At 74.1% G+C, this 18,045-nt stretch carries 17 protein-coding genes; 8 read left to right on the plus strand and 9 right to left on the minus strand.

Features of this window, described 5'->3' with window-relative positions:
- The first annotated feature begins 31 nt into the window (after positions 1-31).
- Positions 32-1,147: a MerR family transcriptional regulator gene (locus K7862_RS14430; protein ID WP_222962961.1), complete on the plus strand. Its 1,116-nt coding sequence runs from the start codon at positions 32-34 to the stop codon at positions 1,145-1,147.
- A gap of 45 nt (positions 1,148-1,192) precedes the next feature.
- Here K7862_RS14430 and K7862_RS14435 read toward each other — a convergent pair whose 3' ends face one another.
- The 3 genes from K7862_RS14435 to K7862_RS14445 all read right to left on the minus strand — a co-directional run bounded on the left by K7862_RS14435 (position 1,193) and on the right by K7862_RS14445 (position 3,782).
- Positions 1,193-2,188, minus strand: a complete 996-nt coding sequence (locus K7862_RS14435; protein ID WP_222962962.1) for a pyridoxal-phosphate dependent enzyme — start codon at positions 2,186-2,188, stop codon at positions 1,193-1,195.
- 218 nt (positions 2,189-2,406) lie between these two features.
- Positions 2,407-3,270 carry an LLM class flavin-dependent oxidoreductase gene (locus K7862_RS14440; RefSeq protein ID WP_222962963.1) on the minus strand — a complete coding sequence of 288 codons (864 nt, stop codon included), beginning with the start codon at positions 3,268-3,270 and terminating at the stop codon, positions 2,407-2,409.
- 206 nt (positions 3,271-3,476) lie between these two features.
- Positions 3,477-3,782: a DUF427 domain-containing protein gene (locus tag K7862_RS14445; protein ID WP_222962964.1), complete on the minus strand. Its 306-nt coding sequence runs from the start codon at positions 3,780-3,782 to the stop codon at positions 3,477-3,479.
- A 453-nt stretch (positions 3,783-4,235) separates the two neighbouring features.
- Between K7862_RS14445 and K7862_RS14450 the strand changes: the two genes are divergently transcribed.
- Positions 4,236-4,733, plus strand: coding sequence for a pentapeptide repeat-containing protein (locus tag K7862_RS14450; RefSeq protein ID WP_308011986.1), 498 nt, complete (start codon positions 4,236-4,238; stop codon positions 4,731-4,733).
- A gap of 14 nt (positions 4,734-4,747) precedes the next feature.
- Here K7862_RS14450 and K7862_RS14455 read toward each other — a convergent pair whose 3' ends face one another.
- Positions 4,748-5,521 carry a DeoR/GlpR family DNA-binding transcription regulator gene (locus K7862_RS14455; protein WP_222962965.1) on the minus strand — a complete coding sequence of 258 codons (774 nt, stop codon included), beginning with the start codon at positions 5,519-5,521 and terminating at the stop codon, positions 4,748-4,750.
- An 83-nt stretch (positions 5,522-5,604) separates the two neighbouring features.
- Between K7862_RS14455 and K7862_RS14460 the strand changes: the two genes are divergently transcribed.
- Positions 5,605-6,867 carry an MFS transporter gene (locus K7862_RS14460; protein WP_222962966.1) on the plus strand — a complete coding sequence of 421 codons (1,263 nt, stop codon included), beginning with the start codon at positions 5,605-5,607 and terminating at the stop codon, positions 6,865-6,867.
- Between the two features lie 241 nt (positions 6,868-7,108).
- Here the strand turns inward: K7862_RS14460 and K7862_RS14465 are convergent, their stop codons facing one another.
- On the minus strand, positions 7,109-8,419 hold the full coding sequence (locus K7862_RS14465; RefSeq protein WP_222962967.1) for a sensor histidine kinase: 1,311 nt from the start codon (positions 8,417-8,419) through the stop codon (positions 7,109-7,111).
- Position 8,420: 1 nt separating this feature from the next.
- On the minus strand, positions 8,421-9,089 hold the full coding sequence (locus K7862_RS14470; protein WP_222962968.1) for a response regulator transcription factor: 669 nt from the start codon (positions 9,087-9,089) through the stop codon (positions 8,421-8,423).
- A 157-nt stretch (positions 9,090-9,246) separates the two neighbouring features.
- Between K7862_RS14470 and K7862_RS14475 the strand changes: the two genes are divergently transcribed.
- A complete protein-coding gene (locus K7862_RS14475) occupies positions 9,247-9,882 on the plus strand; it encodes a hypothetical protein (protein WP_222962969.1) in 636 nt (211 codons plus the stop codon).
- Between the two features lie 143 nt (positions 9,883-10,025).
- Here K7862_RS14475 and K7862_RS14480 read toward each other — a convergent pair whose 3' ends face one another.
- Positions 10,026-13,397, minus strand: a complete 3,372-nt coding sequence (locus K7862_RS14480; RefSeq protein ID WP_308011987.1) for a GH92 family glycosyl hydrolase — start codon at positions 13,395-13,397, stop codon at positions 10,026-10,028.
- A gap of 263 nt (positions 13,398-13,660) precedes the next feature.
- Between K7862_RS14480 and K7862_RS14485 the strand changes: the two genes are divergently transcribed.
- On the plus strand, positions 13,661-14,155 hold the full coding sequence (locus K7862_RS14485) for a GNAT family N-acetyltransferase (protein ID WP_222962970.1): 495 nt from the start codon (positions 13,661-13,663) through the stop codon (positions 14,153-14,155).
- Between the two features lie 243 nt (positions 14,156-14,398).
- Positions 14,399-14,914: a DinB family protein gene (locus tag K7862_RS14490; protein ID WP_222962971.1), complete on the plus strand. Its 516-nt coding sequence runs from the start codon at positions 14,399-14,401 to the stop codon at positions 14,912-14,914.
- Between the two features lie 121 nt (positions 14,915-15,035).
- Here K7862_RS14490 and K7862_RS14495 read toward each other — a convergent pair whose 3' ends face one another.
- The gene (locus K7862_RS14495; protein ID WP_222962972.1) at positions 15,036-15,857 is read right to left on the minus strand and encodes a MerR family transcriptional regulator; all 822 of its coding nucleotides are present in this window, start codon (positions 15,855-15,857) and stop codon (positions 15,036-15,038) included.
- Positions 15,858-16,107: 250 nt separating this feature from the next.
- Here K7862_RS14495 and K7862_RS37560 point away from each other — a divergent pair, with 250 nt between their 5' ends.
- Positions 16,108-16,239 carry a hypothetical protein gene (locus tag K7862_RS37560; protein ID WP_262413136.1) on the plus strand — a complete coding sequence of 44 codons (132 nt, stop codon included), beginning with the start codon at positions 16,108-16,110 and terminating at the stop codon, positions 16,237-16,239.
- Positions 16,240-16,298: 59 nt separating this feature from the next.
- Here the strand turns inward: K7862_RS37560 and K7862_RS14500 are convergent, their stop codons facing one another.
- Positions 16,299-17,339: a hypothetical protein gene (locus K7862_RS14500; RefSeq protein ID WP_222962973.1), complete on the minus strand. Its 1,041-nt coding sequence runs from the start codon at positions 17,337-17,339 to the stop codon at positions 16,299-16,301.
- Between the two features lie 140 nt (positions 17,340-17,479).
- On the opposite strand from K7862_RS14500, the gene K7862_RS14505 reads away from it, so the two are divergent.
- Positions 17,480-17,929 carry a hypothetical protein gene (locus tag K7862_RS14505; protein ID WP_222962974.1) on the plus strand — a complete coding sequence of 150 codons (450 nt, stop codon included), beginning with the start codon at positions 17,480-17,482 and terminating at the stop codon, positions 17,927-17,929.
- Positions 17,930-18,045 lie beyond the last annotated feature (116 nt).

Raw genomic sequence — 18,045 nt, forward strand, 5'->3', positions numbered from 1 at the left:
TCACGTGGCGTCATGCCGCATCGTCGGTGGCATGGAGGAACACCTGACCGTGGGACGCGTTGCCGAGCTGGCCGGCGTGAGCGTGCGCACGCTGCACCACTACGACGAGATCGCCCTCGTACGGCCGTCCGCGCGGACCGCGGGCGGCTACCGGGCCTACTCGGCGGGTGACGTGGAGCGCCTGCGGGAGGTACTCGCCTACCGGCGGCTGGGCTTCGGCCTGCGCGAGATCGCGGATCTGGTCGACGACCCGGCCACCGACGCGGTCGCGCACCTGCACCGGCTGCGCGGCCTCCTGCAGGAACAGCGCGACCGCGCTGCCGCCATGGTGACGGCCATCGACAGGGAACTGGAGGCACGGGCGATGGGGATGAGGACACCGCCGGAGGACCAACTGAAGGTGTTCGGAGCGCAGTTGTACGAAGCCATCGGGTCCGCCTACCCGGCGACGCGACGCACGGAGCCCAGGATCGCCGCGAGGGTCTGGGACGCGCTCGGCGACGCGCGGACGGTGCTCAACGTCGGCGCCGGGACCGGCTCCTACGAACCCCCGGACCGCGACGTCACGGCGGTCGAACCGTCGGCGGTGATGCGGGCGCAGCGTCCGGCGGGCGCGGCGCCGTGCGTGGCCGCCACCGCGGAGCAGCTGCCGTTCGAGGACGGGTCGTTCGACGCCGCGATGGCCTTCAGCACCCTCCATCACTGGCACGACCCGATCGCCGGGCTGCGCGAGATGCGACGCGTGGCGCGCCGCGTGGTGGTGTTCACGCACGACGCCAGTGACACCGGCTGGCGTCACCGGTTCTGGCTCTCCCGCGACTACCTGCCCGAAGTCGCCCGGCTCGTCGCCGGACGGCCCTCGGTGGAGGAGGCGGCCCGCGCGATCGGGGCCCGCATCGAGCCGGTGCTCATCCCCTGGGACTGCGCCGACGGCTTCTTCGAGGCGTACTGGCGCAGGCCCGGGGCGTACCTGGAGGAGCACGTGCGCCGCGCGGTGTCGGTGTGGACCCGAGTCGGTCCGGAGGCCGAACAGCGGGCGGTCGGCAGGCTCCGCGACGACCTGTCCTCGGGCCGGTGGGCCGAACGCAACCGCGAACTCGTCGACCTCGACGCGGCGGAGCTCGGCCTGCGCCTCCTCGTCGCCTGACCGGACTCGCCGGCCGGGTGATGTGCCGCGACCGGCGCCTCGGGCCTACGGGTGCCGGTCCGGTTCGGGGGCCGTCGCGGCGTCCCGCAAGCCGTCCTCGGCGTGGCGGATGGCCGCCGGGTGGCCGAACAGGCCGGGCAGTCCGCCGGTGTGCAGGAACACCGTGGCGCGGCCGGGGAGGACGGTCCCGTCCGCGACCGCCGCGGCCAGCCCGGCGAGGGCCCGTCCCGTGTAGACCGGGTCCAGCACCAGTCCCTCGGTCCGGGCGGCGAGGGTCAGGGCGTCGGCGATCGGCGGGGTGAGGACCCCGTAGTCGCCCGGCTGGTCGCGGATCAGCAGTTCGCCGGGCGTGACGGCGCGCTCGCCTGCCCCGGTCGCCATCGCGGCCACCGCGGCGGCGGGTTCGGCCATGGCCCGGGTGTCGACGCCGAGCACACGCTCCGGTCCCAGGGCGGCGACGAGCCCGGCCATGGTGCCGCCGGAGCCCAGCGCGACCACGACGGTGGCCAGGTCCGGCAGTTGGGCGAGCAGTTCACGCCCGCACTCCGCGTAGCCCTGGGCGCCAAGGGCGTTGGAGCCGCCGAAGGGGATGAGGGCCGGACGCCGGCCGTCCCCGGCCAGCCGCTCCACCGTCCGGGCCGCCACCTCGGCCAGCCCGTCGGCGTCGACGTCGCCCGCCCAGACGATCCTGGCGCCGAACAGGCCGTCCAGCGCCAGGTTCCCGGACGCGGACCCGCCCGGAGCGCCGGGGAACACGAGCACCGCCGTCAGACCCAGCCGGGCCGCGGCCGCCGCCGTCAGCCGCGCGTGGTTGCTCTGGGGGGCGCCGGTGGTCACCAGGGTGTCGGCGCCGTCGGTGAGGGCGGCGCCGACCGTCCACTCCAGCTTGCGGACCTTGTTCCCGCCGCCGCCGAGCCCGGTGAGGTCGTCCCGCTTCACCCACAGGTCCGCGCTGCCCAGGCCGAGCGCGGCCGCGAGGCGCGGCGCCGGTTCGAGCGGCGTCGGCCATGTCCCCAGCTGTACCCGGCCGTTGGTGCTCATGGGGGTCTCCTCCTGAGAGATCTGGGGCCCGTCGGCGGGCGGCCCGCGCTCGGTGGTCGTGCGCCGAGGCTAACCGCTGAACGCGTCCCCGAGCACCCGCGCCCCCGTTCGATCCCCAGGTCAGACCCGTTCCGCCCGGCCTGACCGCACACGTCACCGGTACGGTACGGCCGGCGGACGGACGGACGGGCAGGCGAACACGCCCATCGGCGGCAGGGTCAGAGGGCGGGCGGACCCGCCTCGACACGGCGCAGGACCGGCTCGAGCCGGTGGAGGTCGGGACCGGTCTGGATCTGGCGCTCGTCCCACCAGGTGGCGCCCGCGTCGTGCAGCGGACCGATGACGTCCTTGGCCTTGGCCGCGTCAGCGGGCGTGGCACCGCCGAGGACGAACTCGAAATGCTGCTCGGCCCCGGCCGACCGGTGCTGCCGTACGTAGCCGATGAGTTCGGTCACCTCCGCGACGTCGGGCACATGGCCGTGCTTGGCGGTCTCGAAGAGCGGCACCGCGCCGTCCCACCGCGCCGCGCGGCGCATCGGGCGGCGCCGCGGCCAGAAGCCGCCGACCCAGATCGGCGGGCCGGGCTGCTGCACGGTGGGCGGCAGCAGCGTCACGTCCCGCGCCTCGTAGTGCGCGCCGCGGTGGTCCACCGGCTCGCCGGACCAGTAGCGCCGCAGGAGTTCGAGCCCTTCGTCCAGGCGCTCGGCGAGGACGGGGGGTTCAGCGGTGTCGCCGAAGCTGCGGTACTCGTCCTCGACCGGACCGCCGAGGCCGGCGCCGAAGACCACCCGGCCGCCGCTGAGCTGGTCGAGAGTGGCCACCTGGCGGGCGAGTTGCTGCGGGAGGTACCGCGGGACCGGGGTCAGCAGGGTGCCGAGCCGGATGCGGGAGGTCGCCAGGGCGGCGGCCGTCAGCAGCATCCACGGGTCACCGAAGGGGCGGCCCTGGTGGTAGCGGTGCAGGATGTGGTCCCAGACGAAGAGCCCGTCCCAGCCGGCCCCCTCGGCGGCGGCCGCCACGGTCGCGACGTTGCTGGGGTCCGCGAAATCCCCGAAGTTCGGAATGTTGATGGAGAAGCGCACCCGCGCATGGTGCGCACGCCGCCTCCGGCAAGGCAATCCGATTCCCCGGCCGCGCTCCGATCCGCGCCACGGCCCGCAGCCGCCGGCCGTCTCGTCATCCTGGCCGCGGCGTCGCACTTCCCGCGAGGCAGGGCGACGGTGCGCCGCCGACGTGCGCACGGGCGCCGGCCCGGACAGACCCGCGTCCCGGCCGGGCCGCGGCCCCCTCAGGCGTTCTCCTCCGGGGCGAACCCCTCGACCACGACTCCGTTCCAGAAGGCCACGTAGTTCTTGATCTTGCGGGCCAGCGGGCTGGGGTGCCGGTAGTACCAGGCGGCGTCCACGTTGGTCTCGCCGTCCACGGTCACCGTGTAGTAGTGCGCCAGGCCCTTCCAGGGGCACACCGTCCTGGTCTGGCTCTCGGCGAAGTACTCGCGGTTCAGGGAGTCGGGCGGGAAGTAGTGGCGGCCCTCCACCACGATCGCGTCCTCGGCCTCGGCGAGCACGGTGCCGTTCCACACGGCGCGGATCATGGCCGTTCACCTCCGACCGGCGCGTACGGTTCCGTTCTCCCGGACAGATCCAGTGTCCTCCTCCCCGGCCCGCCGGGCGTCCGGGCCGCACTCGGCCGGCCACCGCCCAGGCCTCGGGCAGGCGGAACCCATCCCGGCACCCGTCCACTCCCCCGCCGGCGACGGACACCCGCACCGGCCCCGGCGGCCGACCGCCCGAGCACCGGCACCGGCTTGCGCACCCGCACCCACACCCGCCCAGACGCCCGCCGGAACCAGCCTCCCGCACCCCACGCACCCCACTCGCACGAACCGCCCCACACCCGGCCCGCACGCCCCCGGCAAGGCCCCCGCGCGACGGCCCCCGCCCCGGCAGGATCCGCCAATCCCCTTGACGCACCCGCATTTACGGCCCAAAATGGACCAACTTTTGACAACGTTGTCAGACCCGCCGAACCTACAGGAGCCCTCACTGTGCACGACGAACCCCCCACCTTGGCTGTCCCGGCCGTTTCCGCCAGCCATGTCCTCCCGGTCCCGGCGCGGGCCATGGCGGGCGTCGACCTGGAGGGGGCCGATCTGACCGGCTGCGATCTGAGCGGCGCCGACCTGGAGTCGGCGCATCTGGGAAGCGCGGACCTGACCGGTGCACGGCTCGTCGCGACGGTGCTGCGCGACGCCGACCTGTCCGGCGCGGACCTCACGCGGGCCCTGCTGCGCCAGGCCGATCTGCGCGGCGCGGACCTCTACGGTGCGAACCTGTCCGGCGCCGACCTGCGCGGCGCACGCCTCGACGGCGCCCTGCTGGACGGCGCGGACCTGCACGGCGCGCTGCTCGACGGCGCCGGGCTGGACGGGACGGACCTGCGCACGGCGCTGCGGCTGGACGAGCGCCAGCTGATGACGGCCCACCCGACGCCCCGCACCCTGCTGCCCACGCCCCAGGCCGGCGACCCCGCGCTGCGCGGCTGACAAGCCGCCCCGGGTCAGCCGGCCTCGGCCGGCACCGTGCGGACCGTGACGCCCGCCGCGGTGAGCGCGTCCACTTCCTCGCGCGGGGCCCGCTCGTCGGTGACGACGGTGTGCAGCGCGCCGGCCGGCACGACGTGCGCGAGCGCCGTCCGGGAGAACTTCGCGGCGTCGGCGACCGCGATCACCCGGCGCGCGGAGGCGATGGCGGCCCGCTTCACCGCGGCCTCGGCGAGGTCGTAGGCGGTCAGGCCGTCGGCGGCGGTCAGGCCGCAGCAGCCGAGCACGGCGGTGTCGAAGCGGAGGGCGGCGAGGGCCGACTCGGTGAGCGGGCCGGTCAGGGCGAGTTCGCCGGGACGCGGTTCACCCCCGGGGATGATGAGCCGCAGCCGGGGCGCGCCGGTCAGCGCGTTGGCCGCGTGGAGGGACAGCGGCATGACGGTGAGCCGCCGCTGCTCCAGGGCGCGGGCGACCTCCAGGCAGGTGGTGCCGCTGTCGAGCACGACGGTCTCGCCGTCGGCCACGAGCGCCGCGACCTCCGCCGCGATCCGCTGTTTGGCCGCGCGGCCCTCGGTGACCCGGAGGGCGAACGGCGGCTCCTCGCCGCGCAGCAGCAGGCTGCGCGCCCCGCCGCGGTAGCGCTCGAGGACGCCCTGCCCGGCCAGGATCTCCAGGTCGCGGCGGACCGTCATCTCCGACGCGCCGGTCAGCGCGGCGAGTTCGGCGACGCCCAGCCGGCCTTCGGCGCGGACGGCCTCGACGATCTGCCGGTGTCGCTCGGTGCTTGCCATGACCGCCATTGAACACCACGAACAGGCTGCTTGAGCGATTCTGGCTCTAACAAACATGTCAAATGTTTGTTATGTTCGCGCCCATGCAGCGAACCCTTCGCGCCGCCCGGGCGGCCACCTTCGCGTACTTCGCCCTGAACGGGTTCGTCCTCGGCATGTGGATCGTCCACATCCCGGCGGTCGAGCGGCGGGCGGGGATCAGTCACGCCGTGCTGGGCTCCCTGCTGCTCCTGCTGGGCGCGGGGGCCTTCGCGGGCATGCAGCTCGCCGGCCCGCTCGCCGACCGGTTCGGGGCGCGCCGGGTGGTCCCGGTGAGTGCCGCGCTGTGCTCGGCGGCGGTCGTGCTGCCCGGGCTGGCGACCAGCGGCTGGGCGCTCGGGGCCGCGCTGTGCGTGCTCGGCTTCGGCAACGGCTGCCTGGACGTGAGCATGAACGCCCATGCCGTGCAGGTGGAGCGGGGGTACGCGCGGCCGGTGATGTCGACGTTCCACGCGGTGTTCTCCCTCGGCGGGGTGGCCGCGTCCCTGGTCGGCGCCCGGACCCTGAGCTGGGGCTGGAGCGCCGCGGTCACGCTCGGCGGCACAGCCGCGGTGTGCCTGGCCGCCTCGCTGCTGGCCGGACCCGCGCTGCTCCCCCGGGATGCGGACCGACCTGCCGAGCAGGCGCCGGCCGACGCCCTCGTGGTGTCCGCGGACGGAGGCGGGGACGGCGGCGGGGTCGGCGGCGGCCCCGCGCGGACGGGCCGCCGGACGCCGGGCCGGATCTGGGCGCTGGCCGCGATCTGCCTGATGGTGATGCTGAGCGAGGGCGTCGCGAACGACTGGAGTGTGCTGGCGACCCGCGACGTGCTGCACGCCCCCGCGGCCACCGCCGCGTTCGCCTACGGTTCCTTCGCCACGGCGATGACCGTCGGACGGCTGCTCACCGACCGGATCTCGGGGAGGTTCGGGCCGGTCGCCGTGGTGCGGTGGGGCGCGGGCACGGCGGCGGTGGGCATGACGGCGGTCGTCTGCTCGCCGTGGATCCCGCTGGCGCTGGTCGGCTGGACGGTGTTCGGCATCGGCCTCTCCGGCTGCGTGCCGCAGCTCTTCAGCGCGGCCGGTCACGCGGACCGGGAGGCGGCCGGCGCCAACGTCTCCAAGGTCGCAGGCCTGGGCTACCTCGGCATGCTCGCCGGACCGGCGGCCATCGGCGCACTGACCCGGGTCGTCCCGCTCAACGCGGCGTTCCTGCTGCCGCTGGCGTTCTGCGCCGTGGCCGCCGCGGCGGCGGGCATCCTGCGCGGTCCTGACGACACGGCGGCGGCCGGCGAGCCGGCGGTCACGGTGGACGCCGCCGCCTCGTAGGCGGCCCTGGACCCCGGGCCCACCGGGGGACACCCCTCGGGACGCTCGCGAGTGCACCCCACCGGCGAACGAGACCCGCCCGCCGCCCCGGCATCACACGCGGACACCCCTCGGGACGCTCGCGAGTGCACCCCACCGGCGAACGAGACCCGCCCGCCGCCCCGGCATCACACCCGGACACCCCTCCGGGCACTCGCGGGTGCACTCCACCGGCGAACGAGGCCCGTCCGCCGCCCCGCCTTCACGCGGGGACGAGCGCGGGCCGGCCCGGCAGCGGGAGCACCGCCCGCAGCCGGGCGCCGCCGTGGTCGTGCGGGACCACCGTGAGAGTGCCGCCGTGCTCGGTGGCGATGTCCCGGGCGATGGGCAGGCCGAGCCCGGCGCCGCCGGTATCGCGCGGGCGGGCGTGGTCGAGTCGGGTGAAGCGGTCGAAGACCGTGCGCCGGTGTTCGGGCGGGATGCCCGGGCCGTCGTCCGCGACCTCCAGGACGGCCTGCCGTCCGCCGCGGTCGTGGCCGGCCGCGAGGCTGACCGTCACGGAGGTGGCCGCGTGCCGGACGGCGTTGTCCACGAGGTTCGCCACCAGCCGGCGCAGGTGCTCGGGCGAGCCGTGCACGGTGACGTCGGGATCGAGGTGCAGGGCGACCGCGACGTCGGGCCGCGGGCGCGGCCGGGCCGCTTCCTCCGCGACGACCTGCGCCAGGTCCACCTCCCGTGCCCGCAGCGGTTCGTGGGCGTCGAGGCGGGCGAGCAGCAGCAGGTCGGAGGTCAGCGACTGGAGCCGCGCCACGTCGTCGAGCGCCTCGGCCGCCAGCGCCTTCTCGGCGGGCCCGGCGAGTTCCAGCCGGGTGCGCAGGACCGCCATCGGGCTGCGCAGTTCGTGCGCGGCGTCGGCGACGAACTGCCGGTGGGCGTCGACGGCGGTCCGCAGCCGGTCGAGGGTGGCGTTGACGGTGCGGGCCAGGGCGGCGATCTCGTCGCGGGTGTCCGGCTCCGGCACCCGTTCGTGCAGCCCGTGCGCGGTGATCTCGGCGACCTTCGCCCGGATCGCCGAGACCGGCCGCAGCACCCGGCCGACCGCGAGCCAGGTGAGCAGCGCGACCAGGGCCAGGAGCGCGGGCACACCGGGCACCAGCACGTCGGTGAGGGTGTTCATCGCGGCGCGGGCGGGCGCCAGCGAAGCGGTCCCCCGCACGGTCACCGCGCCCTGGCGGGTGGCCACCACCTGGGTGACGACGAGCTGCCCGTTCGCGCCCTCGGTGGTCACGACGGACTCCCCCGGATCCGGCCGGTCCTGCGTGCCGCCCTGGCCGCCGCCGCTCTCACCGGCGACGAGCGCGGGCGGCCCGGGCAGGCCGCTGCCGGGAGGCGGCGCGCCGCCCGCCGCCCGCAACTGCTCCGCGGCGCGGGCCTTCGCGTCCTGCAGCGCCGTCGCCTTGGTGGACGCGGCAAGGCTGGCGTCCAGGGCGGCGAACAGCGCGACGGACGCCAGGCAGAGGGCCACCGCCACGGCGGCGGTCGCGGTCAGCGTGGTGCGCAGGCGTACGCCCATGTCAGGCCTCCAGCCGGTAGCCGGCACCGCGGACGGTGCCGAGCGTGCTGCGCCCGAAGGGCTTGTCGATCTTGCGGCGCAGCGCGCTGATGTAGACCTCGACGACGTTGGAGTCGCCGTCGAAGGCGAAGTCCCAGGCCCGGGCCAGGAGTTCGGATTTCGGCACCACCTCGCCCGCGCGCCGCGCCAGGCAGTGCAGCACGGCGAACTCCTTCGGCGTCAGCGCGATCCGGACGTCACCCCGACTGCAGGTCAGCCCCGCCGGGTCGATCCGCAGATCGCCCACCGTGAGCACCGCGGGCCGCTCGCGGGCGCCGCGGCGGACCAGCGCCCGCAGCCGTGCGAGCAGCACCACGTAGGAGAACGGCTTGCTGAGCCAGTCGTCGGCGCCGGTGTCCAGCGCCTCGGCCTCGTCGTACTCACCGTCCTTGGCGGTCAGCATGAGGATCGGAGTCCAGTTGCCCGCCTCGCGCAGCCGGGCGCAGACGCCGTAGCCGTGCAGGCCCGGCAGCATGACGTCCAGCACGATGACGTCGTACGGCTGCTCGGTCGCCAGCCACAGGCCCTCGGGGCCGTCATGGGCGACGTCGACCGCGAAACCCTCCCTGGTCAGGCCGTCCTTGAGGAGTCCGGCCAGCCGGTGTTCGTCCTCCACCACGAGTATGCGCACGCGGCCAGGGTGCACGCGCCCGCCTAAGGCGAACATGAAGATCCACAACGGACTCCTCAGGCCGGCTTCAGGCACGTCCGGTGAGGCTGCGAGGCGTCAGATCGTCCGATCTGCGCAACCGAGCGATGGCTGGTCCATCAACGGGAGTGACCACAGCATGAAGAAGAACAGGATGGTGGTGGGTGCCGTCCTCACCGCCGGCCTAGGCCTGAGCGGGGTGGTGGCCGCGTCGTCCAGCGGCGCCGCCACGCCCGCCCCGACCGCCTCGACCGCCTCGACCGCGGGAGCCTCGTCGGCGACCGCTCAGCTGCCGGCCCAGAACGGAAAGCCGGCCAGCGGGCCGATCGTCGTGTGCGCCTTCGTCCGGGACCCGGCCGGCGTCCGGCCCGGGAAGCCCGGCAAGGCGGCTCGGCCCGCGAAGCCCGGCGCGCCGGGCACGGCGCTGCCGTTTCCGGCGCCCGGGGAGGGGCTGCCCCTGCCGAAGCCGGGCGGGAAGCCGGCGCGGATCACCGTCGAGGTGGCCGGCGGCAAGGTCTACGTCAACGGCAAGGAGGTGAAGGGCGCCAAGCTGAACAAGGGCTGCCCGAAGCCGCCCGCGCTGCCGCCAGCCGGAAAGGGCAAGGGCGGCCGCGTCGTCATCGTCACGCGCGGCACGGGCGGCACGGGCGCGAGGACGGTGCGGGTCCCGGGCGTGCCGGGCCTCCCCGGCGGCAAGGACGCCGGCGGGGTGAGCGTGCGGGGCGTGCCGGGCGGCGCGGAAGCCGGCCTGACCACGGGCACGCTGCCCGGCTGAACACGCCGGGGCGCACCACGGACCGGACGGGGGTCGCCGGTCCGGGGTGCGCCCCGGGTCCTGCGGGTGGCCACCGCCTCGGACGGTCACCGGCCCCGCGAGGGACCGGCGCCGCGTCGGCGGTGGCCGCCATGCTCATCTCATCAGGCGGTGGCCACCGCGAAGACGTGCATGTCGCCGCCCTGCGTGGTGGCCGGCAGGGTCACGCTCGCCAGCTGCTTGCCGGCCTGCAGCGCGATCGGCGCGGTGGCGAACACCTCGGTGCCCACCGGGTCCACGCTGTCGCCCATCACGTCGCGGTACGTGGTGTGCACGGCCACGACGTTGCCGAACGACGGCTGCTGGGAACCGCCGCCGAGCGTCCAGTCGCTGAAGCCGATATCCGCCTGCTGTGTGGTGCCGTCGGTGTACGTCAGGGTGACGGTGCCGGTGCTGGTGCCGTCGCTGGCGCTGCCGAGCAGGCTCAGCTGGGTCGCACCCGACGACGTCGCGCTCAGGTCGAGGACCTGGTCGCCGCCGCCGACCTGGATGTTGTCCGGGGCGCCGGGGGTGACCTGCGGCCAGGTGAAGTCGAAGCCACCGGACTTGATGGTCCCGCCGGGCACCGCGCCCGCCGCGGCCAGCGCCTTGGCGGAGTAACTCCAGCCGCCGCCGTCGAAGTTGGCCGCCGGGTTGGTGTCGTCGGCGGAGATGCCGGCGTTGTTGACGTACCAGGTGATGGTGCCGCGCACGCCCACCGTCACCGACAGCCACGCCTTCGGCACGGTGCTGCCGTTGGCGGATGCCAGGGTCAGCGGAATCGTGTAGACACCGGCCTTGGTGTCCGCCGCGGCCGAGACCGCCAGCGGCACGGTCGCGCTGCCGCCCGCGCGGAGCGTCTGCTCACCGGAGGCCGGGGAGACGGTGACGCCGGCCGGGGCCGCCGCGCTCCAGCGGACGGTGGTCTTCTCGTCCCCCAGCGTGGACAGTTCGATCGAGGTGGAGGCCGAGTGGCCCGGCTCGATCTTGACCTGACCGGGGTCGGTGGCCGCGAAGAACGGCGCCTCACCGTCGCGGAAGGACGGCGGCGCGTTCTTGGCGGCGCTGCCCCAGGCGGTGTTGGGCGTGCTGCCCAGGGTGAAGTCCAGGGTGCCGCCGTGCGTGACGAACGACGCCGGGACCCACGGCTGCTGCGACGTGGCGCCGTCGGTGCGCAGGCTCTGGACGTAGATGTTCTGCGTGGACGCACCCGGCGCGTTGACCGTGATCTTCTTGCCCAGCCCGGTGTTGATCACCGCGTGCGGGAAGATCGGGGCGGACAGCACCAGTTCGGCCCGGCTGGGGACCTGCGGGTACATGCCGAGCGCGGAGAAGACGTACCAGGACGACATGGTGCCGGCGTCGTCGTTGCCCGGGATGCCGCCCGGGGTGTTGGTCCACAGGCCGTCGGTCTCGGCACGGACGGTCTGCTGCGTCTTGTACGGTGCGCCGAAGTAGTCGTACAGGTACGGCGCGTTGATGTCGGGCTCGTTGGTCGGGTCGTACTTCGTCGCGTCGTTCGCGGAGAAGTCGAACGTGCCGTCGGGCTTCTGGAAGAAGTCGTCGAGGCGCGCGACGGCCGCCTTGTTCCCGCCCATCGCCTGGGCCAGGCCCGCGATGTCGGAGTACACCATCCACGTGTAGCGCGCGCTGGTGCCCTCGACGAAGCCGCTGCCGGTGCCCGGGCTGAACGTCGCGCCCGACCACGAACCGTCGGACTTGCGGTCGCGCATGTAGCCGCCCTGCGCGGTGGCGTGCGGATCGAAGACGTTGGTCCAGTTGCCCGAACGGTCACGGAACTGCTTCTCCACCGCGTGGTCACCGGTCTGGCGGGCCAGTTCGGAGATGCCGAAGTCGGCCGCGGCGTCCTCCAGGGTCTCCGCGGCGCCGGCCCAGCAGTGGCAGTTGTCGGCCGGGACGTAGCCCAGCTGCAGGTACTTGTCGAGCGCGGGGCGCTGGCCCACGCACTCCACGTTGCAGCCCGAGCTGTCGGAGTCGTTGGCGGTCGGCACGGTCGCGGCCTTGACCAGCGACGCCAGGGCGCCCTTGACGTCGAAGTCGCGTCCACCGAAGGCGTAGATGCCGGCCAGGGCCGCGTCCGACGGGTCGCCGGACATGATGCTGGTCTTGCCGTTCTCCAGCAGCCAGCGGTCCCACTCCCCGCCGCGCTGGTCGGCGTAGTTGAAGAGGGACTGGGCGTAGTCGCTGCCGACGTCCGGCTGCAGCATCGTCAGCAGCTGCACCTGGGCGCGGTACTGGTCCCAGCCGGAGAAGGTGCCGTACTGGGCGTGCTGGCCCTTGGCGAGCTGGTGGACCTTGCGGTCGCCGCCCAGGTAACGGCCGTCCACGTCACTGGTGAGCGTCGGCTCCAGCATCGAGTGGTACAGCGCGGTGTAGAAGGTGGCGCGCTGGTCGTCGGTGCCACCGCCGACCTGGATGCGGCCCAGGTCGCGGTTCCACTCGGCGGCGGCCTGCGCCCGCACCGAGTCGAACGAGCGCTGCGGCGGGTTCTCCGCACGGAGGTTGGCCTCCGCGTTGGCCGCGCTGACGTAGCTGATCGCGACCTTGGCCTGCACGTGCTGCGTGCCGGACGCGAAGGTCACGTAGGCGCCGGAGCCCTTGCCCGCCACCGGGTTGCCGCTGGACGAGTAGCCCGTGCCGCCGGAAGCACTGGTCGACCCGGCGTTCAGCGTGCCGTCCGTCCAGGTGCCGACCTTCGCGAAGGGCGTGTCGAAGTGGGCGGTGAAGTACAGGGTGTAGACGTCGTGGCGGTTGTTCGCACTCTGCGGGCCGCAGAAGTTGCCCGCGCTCACCGAACCGGTGACCGTCTGGGCGGCCGCGTCGATCGAGACGTCGGCGGCGGTGCTGCCGCTCTCGGAGTTCGAGGTGCGGAAGAGCATGCTGGCGGGCTTGGCGGCGGGGAAGCCGAACTCGCCCGTGCCCGTGCGCGCGGTGGTGGTCAGCTCGGCGGTCGCGCCGCTGTCCAGACCGACCTTGTAGTAGCCCGCCTGGGCCGTCTCGTTGGCGTGCGAGAAGGTGCTGGCGTACTTGGCGTCCGAGGAGTCGGAGGTCGGCGAGGAGTCGACGTCGCCGACGTACGGCATGATCGGGATGTCGCCGTTGGCGCCCGAGCAGCCCACGCCGTTGAGGTGGGTGAGGCTGAACCCGCGGATCTTCGTGGCGTCGTAGCGGTAGCCGCCCGGCGCCGGGGTGGAGGTCTGCCGGCCCGTGGAGTTCTGCGGGCTCCAGGCGAGCATGCCGAACGGGGTGACGGCACCGGGGTAGGTGTTGCCCGCGTTCGACGTCCCGATGAGCGGGTTGACGTACGAGGCGGGGTCGTTGACGGCGCCGGAGGCGGCGCTGTCCGTGGTTCCGGCCGAAGCGGGAGCGGCTCCCACTCCCAGCCCCAGCAGCGCGGTGGCCGCCGCCACGGCCGCGGCGACGGCGCCCCGCCTGATGCGGGTGCGGCCCGGCCGCCGCGAGGATCTGTCTGACACTGAATCTGCCCTTCATGCCCGACAACGTTGTCAAGAATCAGCATCCGATGTTTTCTCTTCGGACTGTTGGGTGTCAAGAGCCTGCGCCACTCATGTGGTTGGCCCTCCGTGCCGGGTGGCGGTGTGGGGAGGGAGGGGGGACGGGGTGGCGAGCAGAGCGGGGGCGGGGGCGCGGGCAGGGCGGAGGCGGTGCCGCGCGCGGGTCGGGCCCGGGTGGAAAACCCGGTGCGGCCGGATCGCATCGCGTGGTACTCCTCCGTGCCATGGGTGAACTGGTGACAGCGCGGCTCGTCCTTCATCCGATGACCGCGGACGAGGCCGAGCGCGTGGTGGCGGGCGAACCGGGCGACGGCGCCGGTTGGGCGCCCGGATACCCCACCGAGGGCGATGTGCTGGCCGCCAAGCGCTTGCTGGGCGCCTGCGCGGACAGCGGTGATCCCGGGCCCTTCGGCAACTACGAGATCCGCGGCCGTGACGACGGCCGGGCGATCGGCGGCGTGGGCTTCCACGGCCCCGCGGACGCGAGCGGCAGTGTCACGATCGGCTACGGCCTCGTGGCATCGCAACGCGGCAAGGGCTACGCCTCCGAAGCCCTGCGCGCACTGCTGGACTTCGCCCGGGCCCAGGGCGTCAGCCGCGTGAAGGGCGACGCCGATCTCGACAACGTCGCCTCGCACCGCGTCATGACGGCCGCCGGCATGCGGCCGGCCGGACAGGACGAACGCGTCCGCTACTTCGAGATCACCTGGACGGAGTGAGGTCGCGTATGCGGCGCCCCGCGTGGTCGGCGGCGGCGGACCGAAGGAGTCCGAGAAGGGCGCAGCCCGGGTAATCCCGGTAATTCGGGTACGCGGCGCGGTCCCATGTCCCTCGCGGCCGGCCGCGGGCGTGCTCCGCGATGGCCGGCTGGTGACAGAGAGCATGGGGGCAGGCAGAATGGGCGGCTGTCGAGGAGGGGGTACGGCCCGGGTTCCGGGCCCGCGACGGGGGAGGAAGAAGCGATGACGCAGCCGGAGACCGGCCCGGAGATCACCGCGCTGCTGGCGGTCCTGAACGCGCAGCGGCGGCACATCCGGACCATTCTCGAGGGACTCGACGAGGAGGCACTGCACCGGCCGGTACTGCCGTCGGGCTGGAACTGCCTCGGCCTGGTCCGTCACCTGGCCCTGGACGTCGAGCAGTTCTGGTTCCGCGGGGTCGTGGCCGGCGAGGCCGACGTCGTCACCTGGGCGACCACGGACCACGAAGAACCGTGGCACGTCGGCCCCGAGGTGAAGGCCGACGAGGTCCTCGGCCTCTACCAGCGCGAAACGGCCCTCGCCGACGCCGTCGTCGCCTCCGCGTCGCCGGAGTCCCCGCTCGCCTGGTGGCCCGCCGACCTCTTCGGCCCGGCCTTCCTGGACAACCTGCGGGACGTGCTCCTCCACGTCATCACCGAGACCGCCTGCCACGCGGGCCACCTCGACGCCGTCCGGGAGCTGATCGACGGCCGCAAGTGGCTGGTCCTCACCGAGTGACCCGGTCGCCCTCCGCGCCCGCGTCGGCCTGCGGCAGCGGCAGGGGCCCGACGAAGTGCGGCCGGGTGGCCGAGGGCCGCGAAAGCCCCCGGCCCCCGGTCACCGGCCGTGAACCGACGCGTCAGGCCCGGCTCACCGGCGCCTGCAGCTCCGTGACCCACGCGTCACGGTCCTCCGGGCACTCCAGGGTGATCTCTCTCGGGTATCCGGCCGATCGGTAACCGTTCCCGTCGATCCAGCGGGCCAGCGCCTGCGCCGTGGGCACCACCGCGTCCATCGAGCCGCGGTGCACGATGGTCGCCGCCTGGTCGAGGAGCGGCAGATCGAGCACGGTGACGTCGCCGTCCTGGAGGGGCGCGGAGACCTGGACGGCGGCGTGCACGGTGATCCGGCCGTCCCCCGCCGCGTCGTCCTCGTAGTACGCGATGCCGGGACCGGTCACGGCGACGCCCGCCGCGCCGAGCAGCCGGAAGAGCTCGTCGTACAGAGGCCCGATGACGGGGCTGATGTGCTCGGGCGCGAAACTCGCGGCGGTCGCACGCAGCTCCGCCACCCGCACGGCCGGGACCTTCTTGATGATGACGTCGTCGGTGGGCATGTGCCCCTCACTCTCGATCGCTCGGAGCCTCGCCTCGACCTGCGCCAGCCGCGACGCCGCCGCGGTCATCGCCGTCTCCAGCTCGGACCGCCGCAGCCGCAGCATGCCCCGCAGCTCCTCCGTGGTGACCTTCTCCTCCACGATGTCCCGCACCTGCCGGAGGCCGAAGCCGAGGTCCTTGAGCGCGATGACGCGGTTGAGCCGGGTGAGCTGGTCCGCGGTGTAGGAGCGGTAGCCGGTGGCGGGGTCGACGTGGGCGGGCCGCAGCAGTCCGATCGCGTCGTAGTGACGCAGCATGCGGACCGAGACGCGGCCGTGCCGGGCGAAGTCTCCGATGGTGAACATGATGGCTCCGAGTCCAGCGCCTGACACGGTGTGAGGGTCAAGACGGTAGTCTCCCGGCGGGATGCGGGACGCGGGACGCGGTTGTCCCCTCTCCCGCCGGGCGGTAGCCCCCGTGCACGGCCGGGGAGGCCCGCAGGCCGCGGCTCCGGGACCTCACCGTGCGTACCCGACCGCTTCGGGCCGGGCGGGCACGCTGCCCGCATGCGACGAGGGGTTGCACGTCGCCGGGCTCGTGCACGGCATCGGGCACGTGCCGCGACCCGGTGACGAGGCCGGCCGCTTCGAGTTCTGGAACTGGCCGGAGTTCACTCCCGCGTTCGTGGAATGGTTCGCCCAGGCGCTGGACGGCCGCCCGGTCCGGCTGGTGGCGGGCACGTTCTGACCCGCACGGGCCTTCGATCCCGCCCGGCGGCCGCTCCGCCCGCGGGCAACCTCCTGCGGCTACGGCGTGACTTCGAGGTTCCTGGCCAGCACCTCCTCCGCGGTGGCCCACAGTTCGGGCAGATATCGGGTGACAGCGGCCGCCCGGGTCCGCAGGTCGTGCGGTGAGGTGATCCCGAGGTCGGCGACGGCGGAGAGGAAGGCGGGTTCGAAGGTCTCGTGCAGCGCGGGTGCGTCCGTCGCCAGGACGGTGTGGCAGCGGGCGAAGGTGGCGACGATCCAGAACACCGCCTCACGGTGGTCTCCGGAGTCGATCAGCGCCTGACTGCCGTCGATCGCGACGGCGCGGGCACCGGCCGTGATGTCGCCGCGCCAGAAGAACGGCGTCCTGGCCACCTCGGCGGCGGCGTCGAACGTCACGGCGAGCGCGCGCAGATGGCGCCGGACGCGCTGCGCGGACAGGTCCGCACAGCCCAGCAGACCGAGCAGGTCCTCGTAGGTGTCCAGGTGCCCGTAGTCCGCGCAGACCTCGCGGGCGGCGCGGTACCGGAGGCGGACGGTGGGGTTGCGGAGCGCCGCGACGAGCAGCACGTGACAGGTGACGCCCGTCGGGAACAGCCAGGCGTTGACCTGCTCGTGGAAGGGCGCCGCCGGGTCGAGTGCCGCGAGCCGGGTCTCGACGCGCCGGCGCGCGTCCTCGCATCGGCGGCGCACCCAGGGGCGTCGGGCGAAGCGCGGCGCGACCGACGCGTGCAGAGCGTGCAGGTGACCGGTGGGATCGGCGATGACGGCCCCTGCGTGCCGGAAGCTCCCGGCGAGGTGGTACGACGCCAGGACGTCCTCGGCGCAGGCGAGTTCGGCCCACGGCAGGTGGCTGACCTCCAGCAGGACGCCGTCGTGGCGGAACTTGCCGGGCTTGGCCGGCAGATTCTCCCGCGCGGTCACGACGACCACGTCGACGTCGGAAGACGGTGCCAGTTCGGCGTCGTCCGGCATGCCGACGGTCGATCCGCTGAAGTACGCGCCCCGGAAGCCGGGTTCGTGCCGGGCGTGCCGAGCGACCCAGTCGGCCGCGGCGGCCCGGGCCGGTCCGATCCTCACAGCCGGACTCCTCCCAGGAAGGCCTCGGATCCCCCGTCTGGCGCACCCGCGAGCGCGGCGCCCCCCACCACGGCAGCCGCGAACAGCGTCCACTGGTCCGCGACCCGGCCATGATCGTTGTCGGCGACGGAGGGGTGGGGATGGACGAGGATCCGATCGTGGTCCAAGTCGTGCGCTACACGGAGAGGTGCCCCGACTGCGGGGCGGACACGCGGTGCTCCGGCGTCCAGGCCCTGGCGGACGGCCGTCTGCGCTGGGACGTCGAAGCGGCCTGCGCCGCCTGCGGGTTCGCGGTCGCCGCCTGCGGCCCCGGGCAGCCACCGCCCGAACGGCGCGAGCAGTCGCTCACCGGGCACGGGCCGACGCTCCTGCGGGTGGACGGCACCGGGCCGGCTCCGCGTGTGGCGGTCATGCGCGTGCTCCGCGAAGAGATGGCGCTGGACCTGGAGGGCGCCCGGACGGCGGCCCGCAGCGTGCCCGACCGGACGTACGCCGGGACACGACCCGAGGTCGAGCGGCTGGCCCGCCGATTGCGGGCTCGCGGGATCGCGGCGGAGTCGGTTCCCGCCCCGGAGGCACGAAGCGCCTGACGCACCGGACGACCCACCGAACCGCCGGACCTGAAGCACCGCAAGACCCACCCAACGCCCAGACATGACGCACCAAAGGACCCACCGAACGGCCAGACCTGGCGCACCGGAGGGCG

The sequence above is a fragment of the Actinacidiphila acidipaludis genome (assembly GCF_019890725.1).
GTDB classification, from domain to species: domain Bacteria; phylum Actinomycetota; class Actinomycetes; order Streptomycetales; family Streptomycetaceae; genus Actinacidiphila; species Actinacidiphila acidipaludis.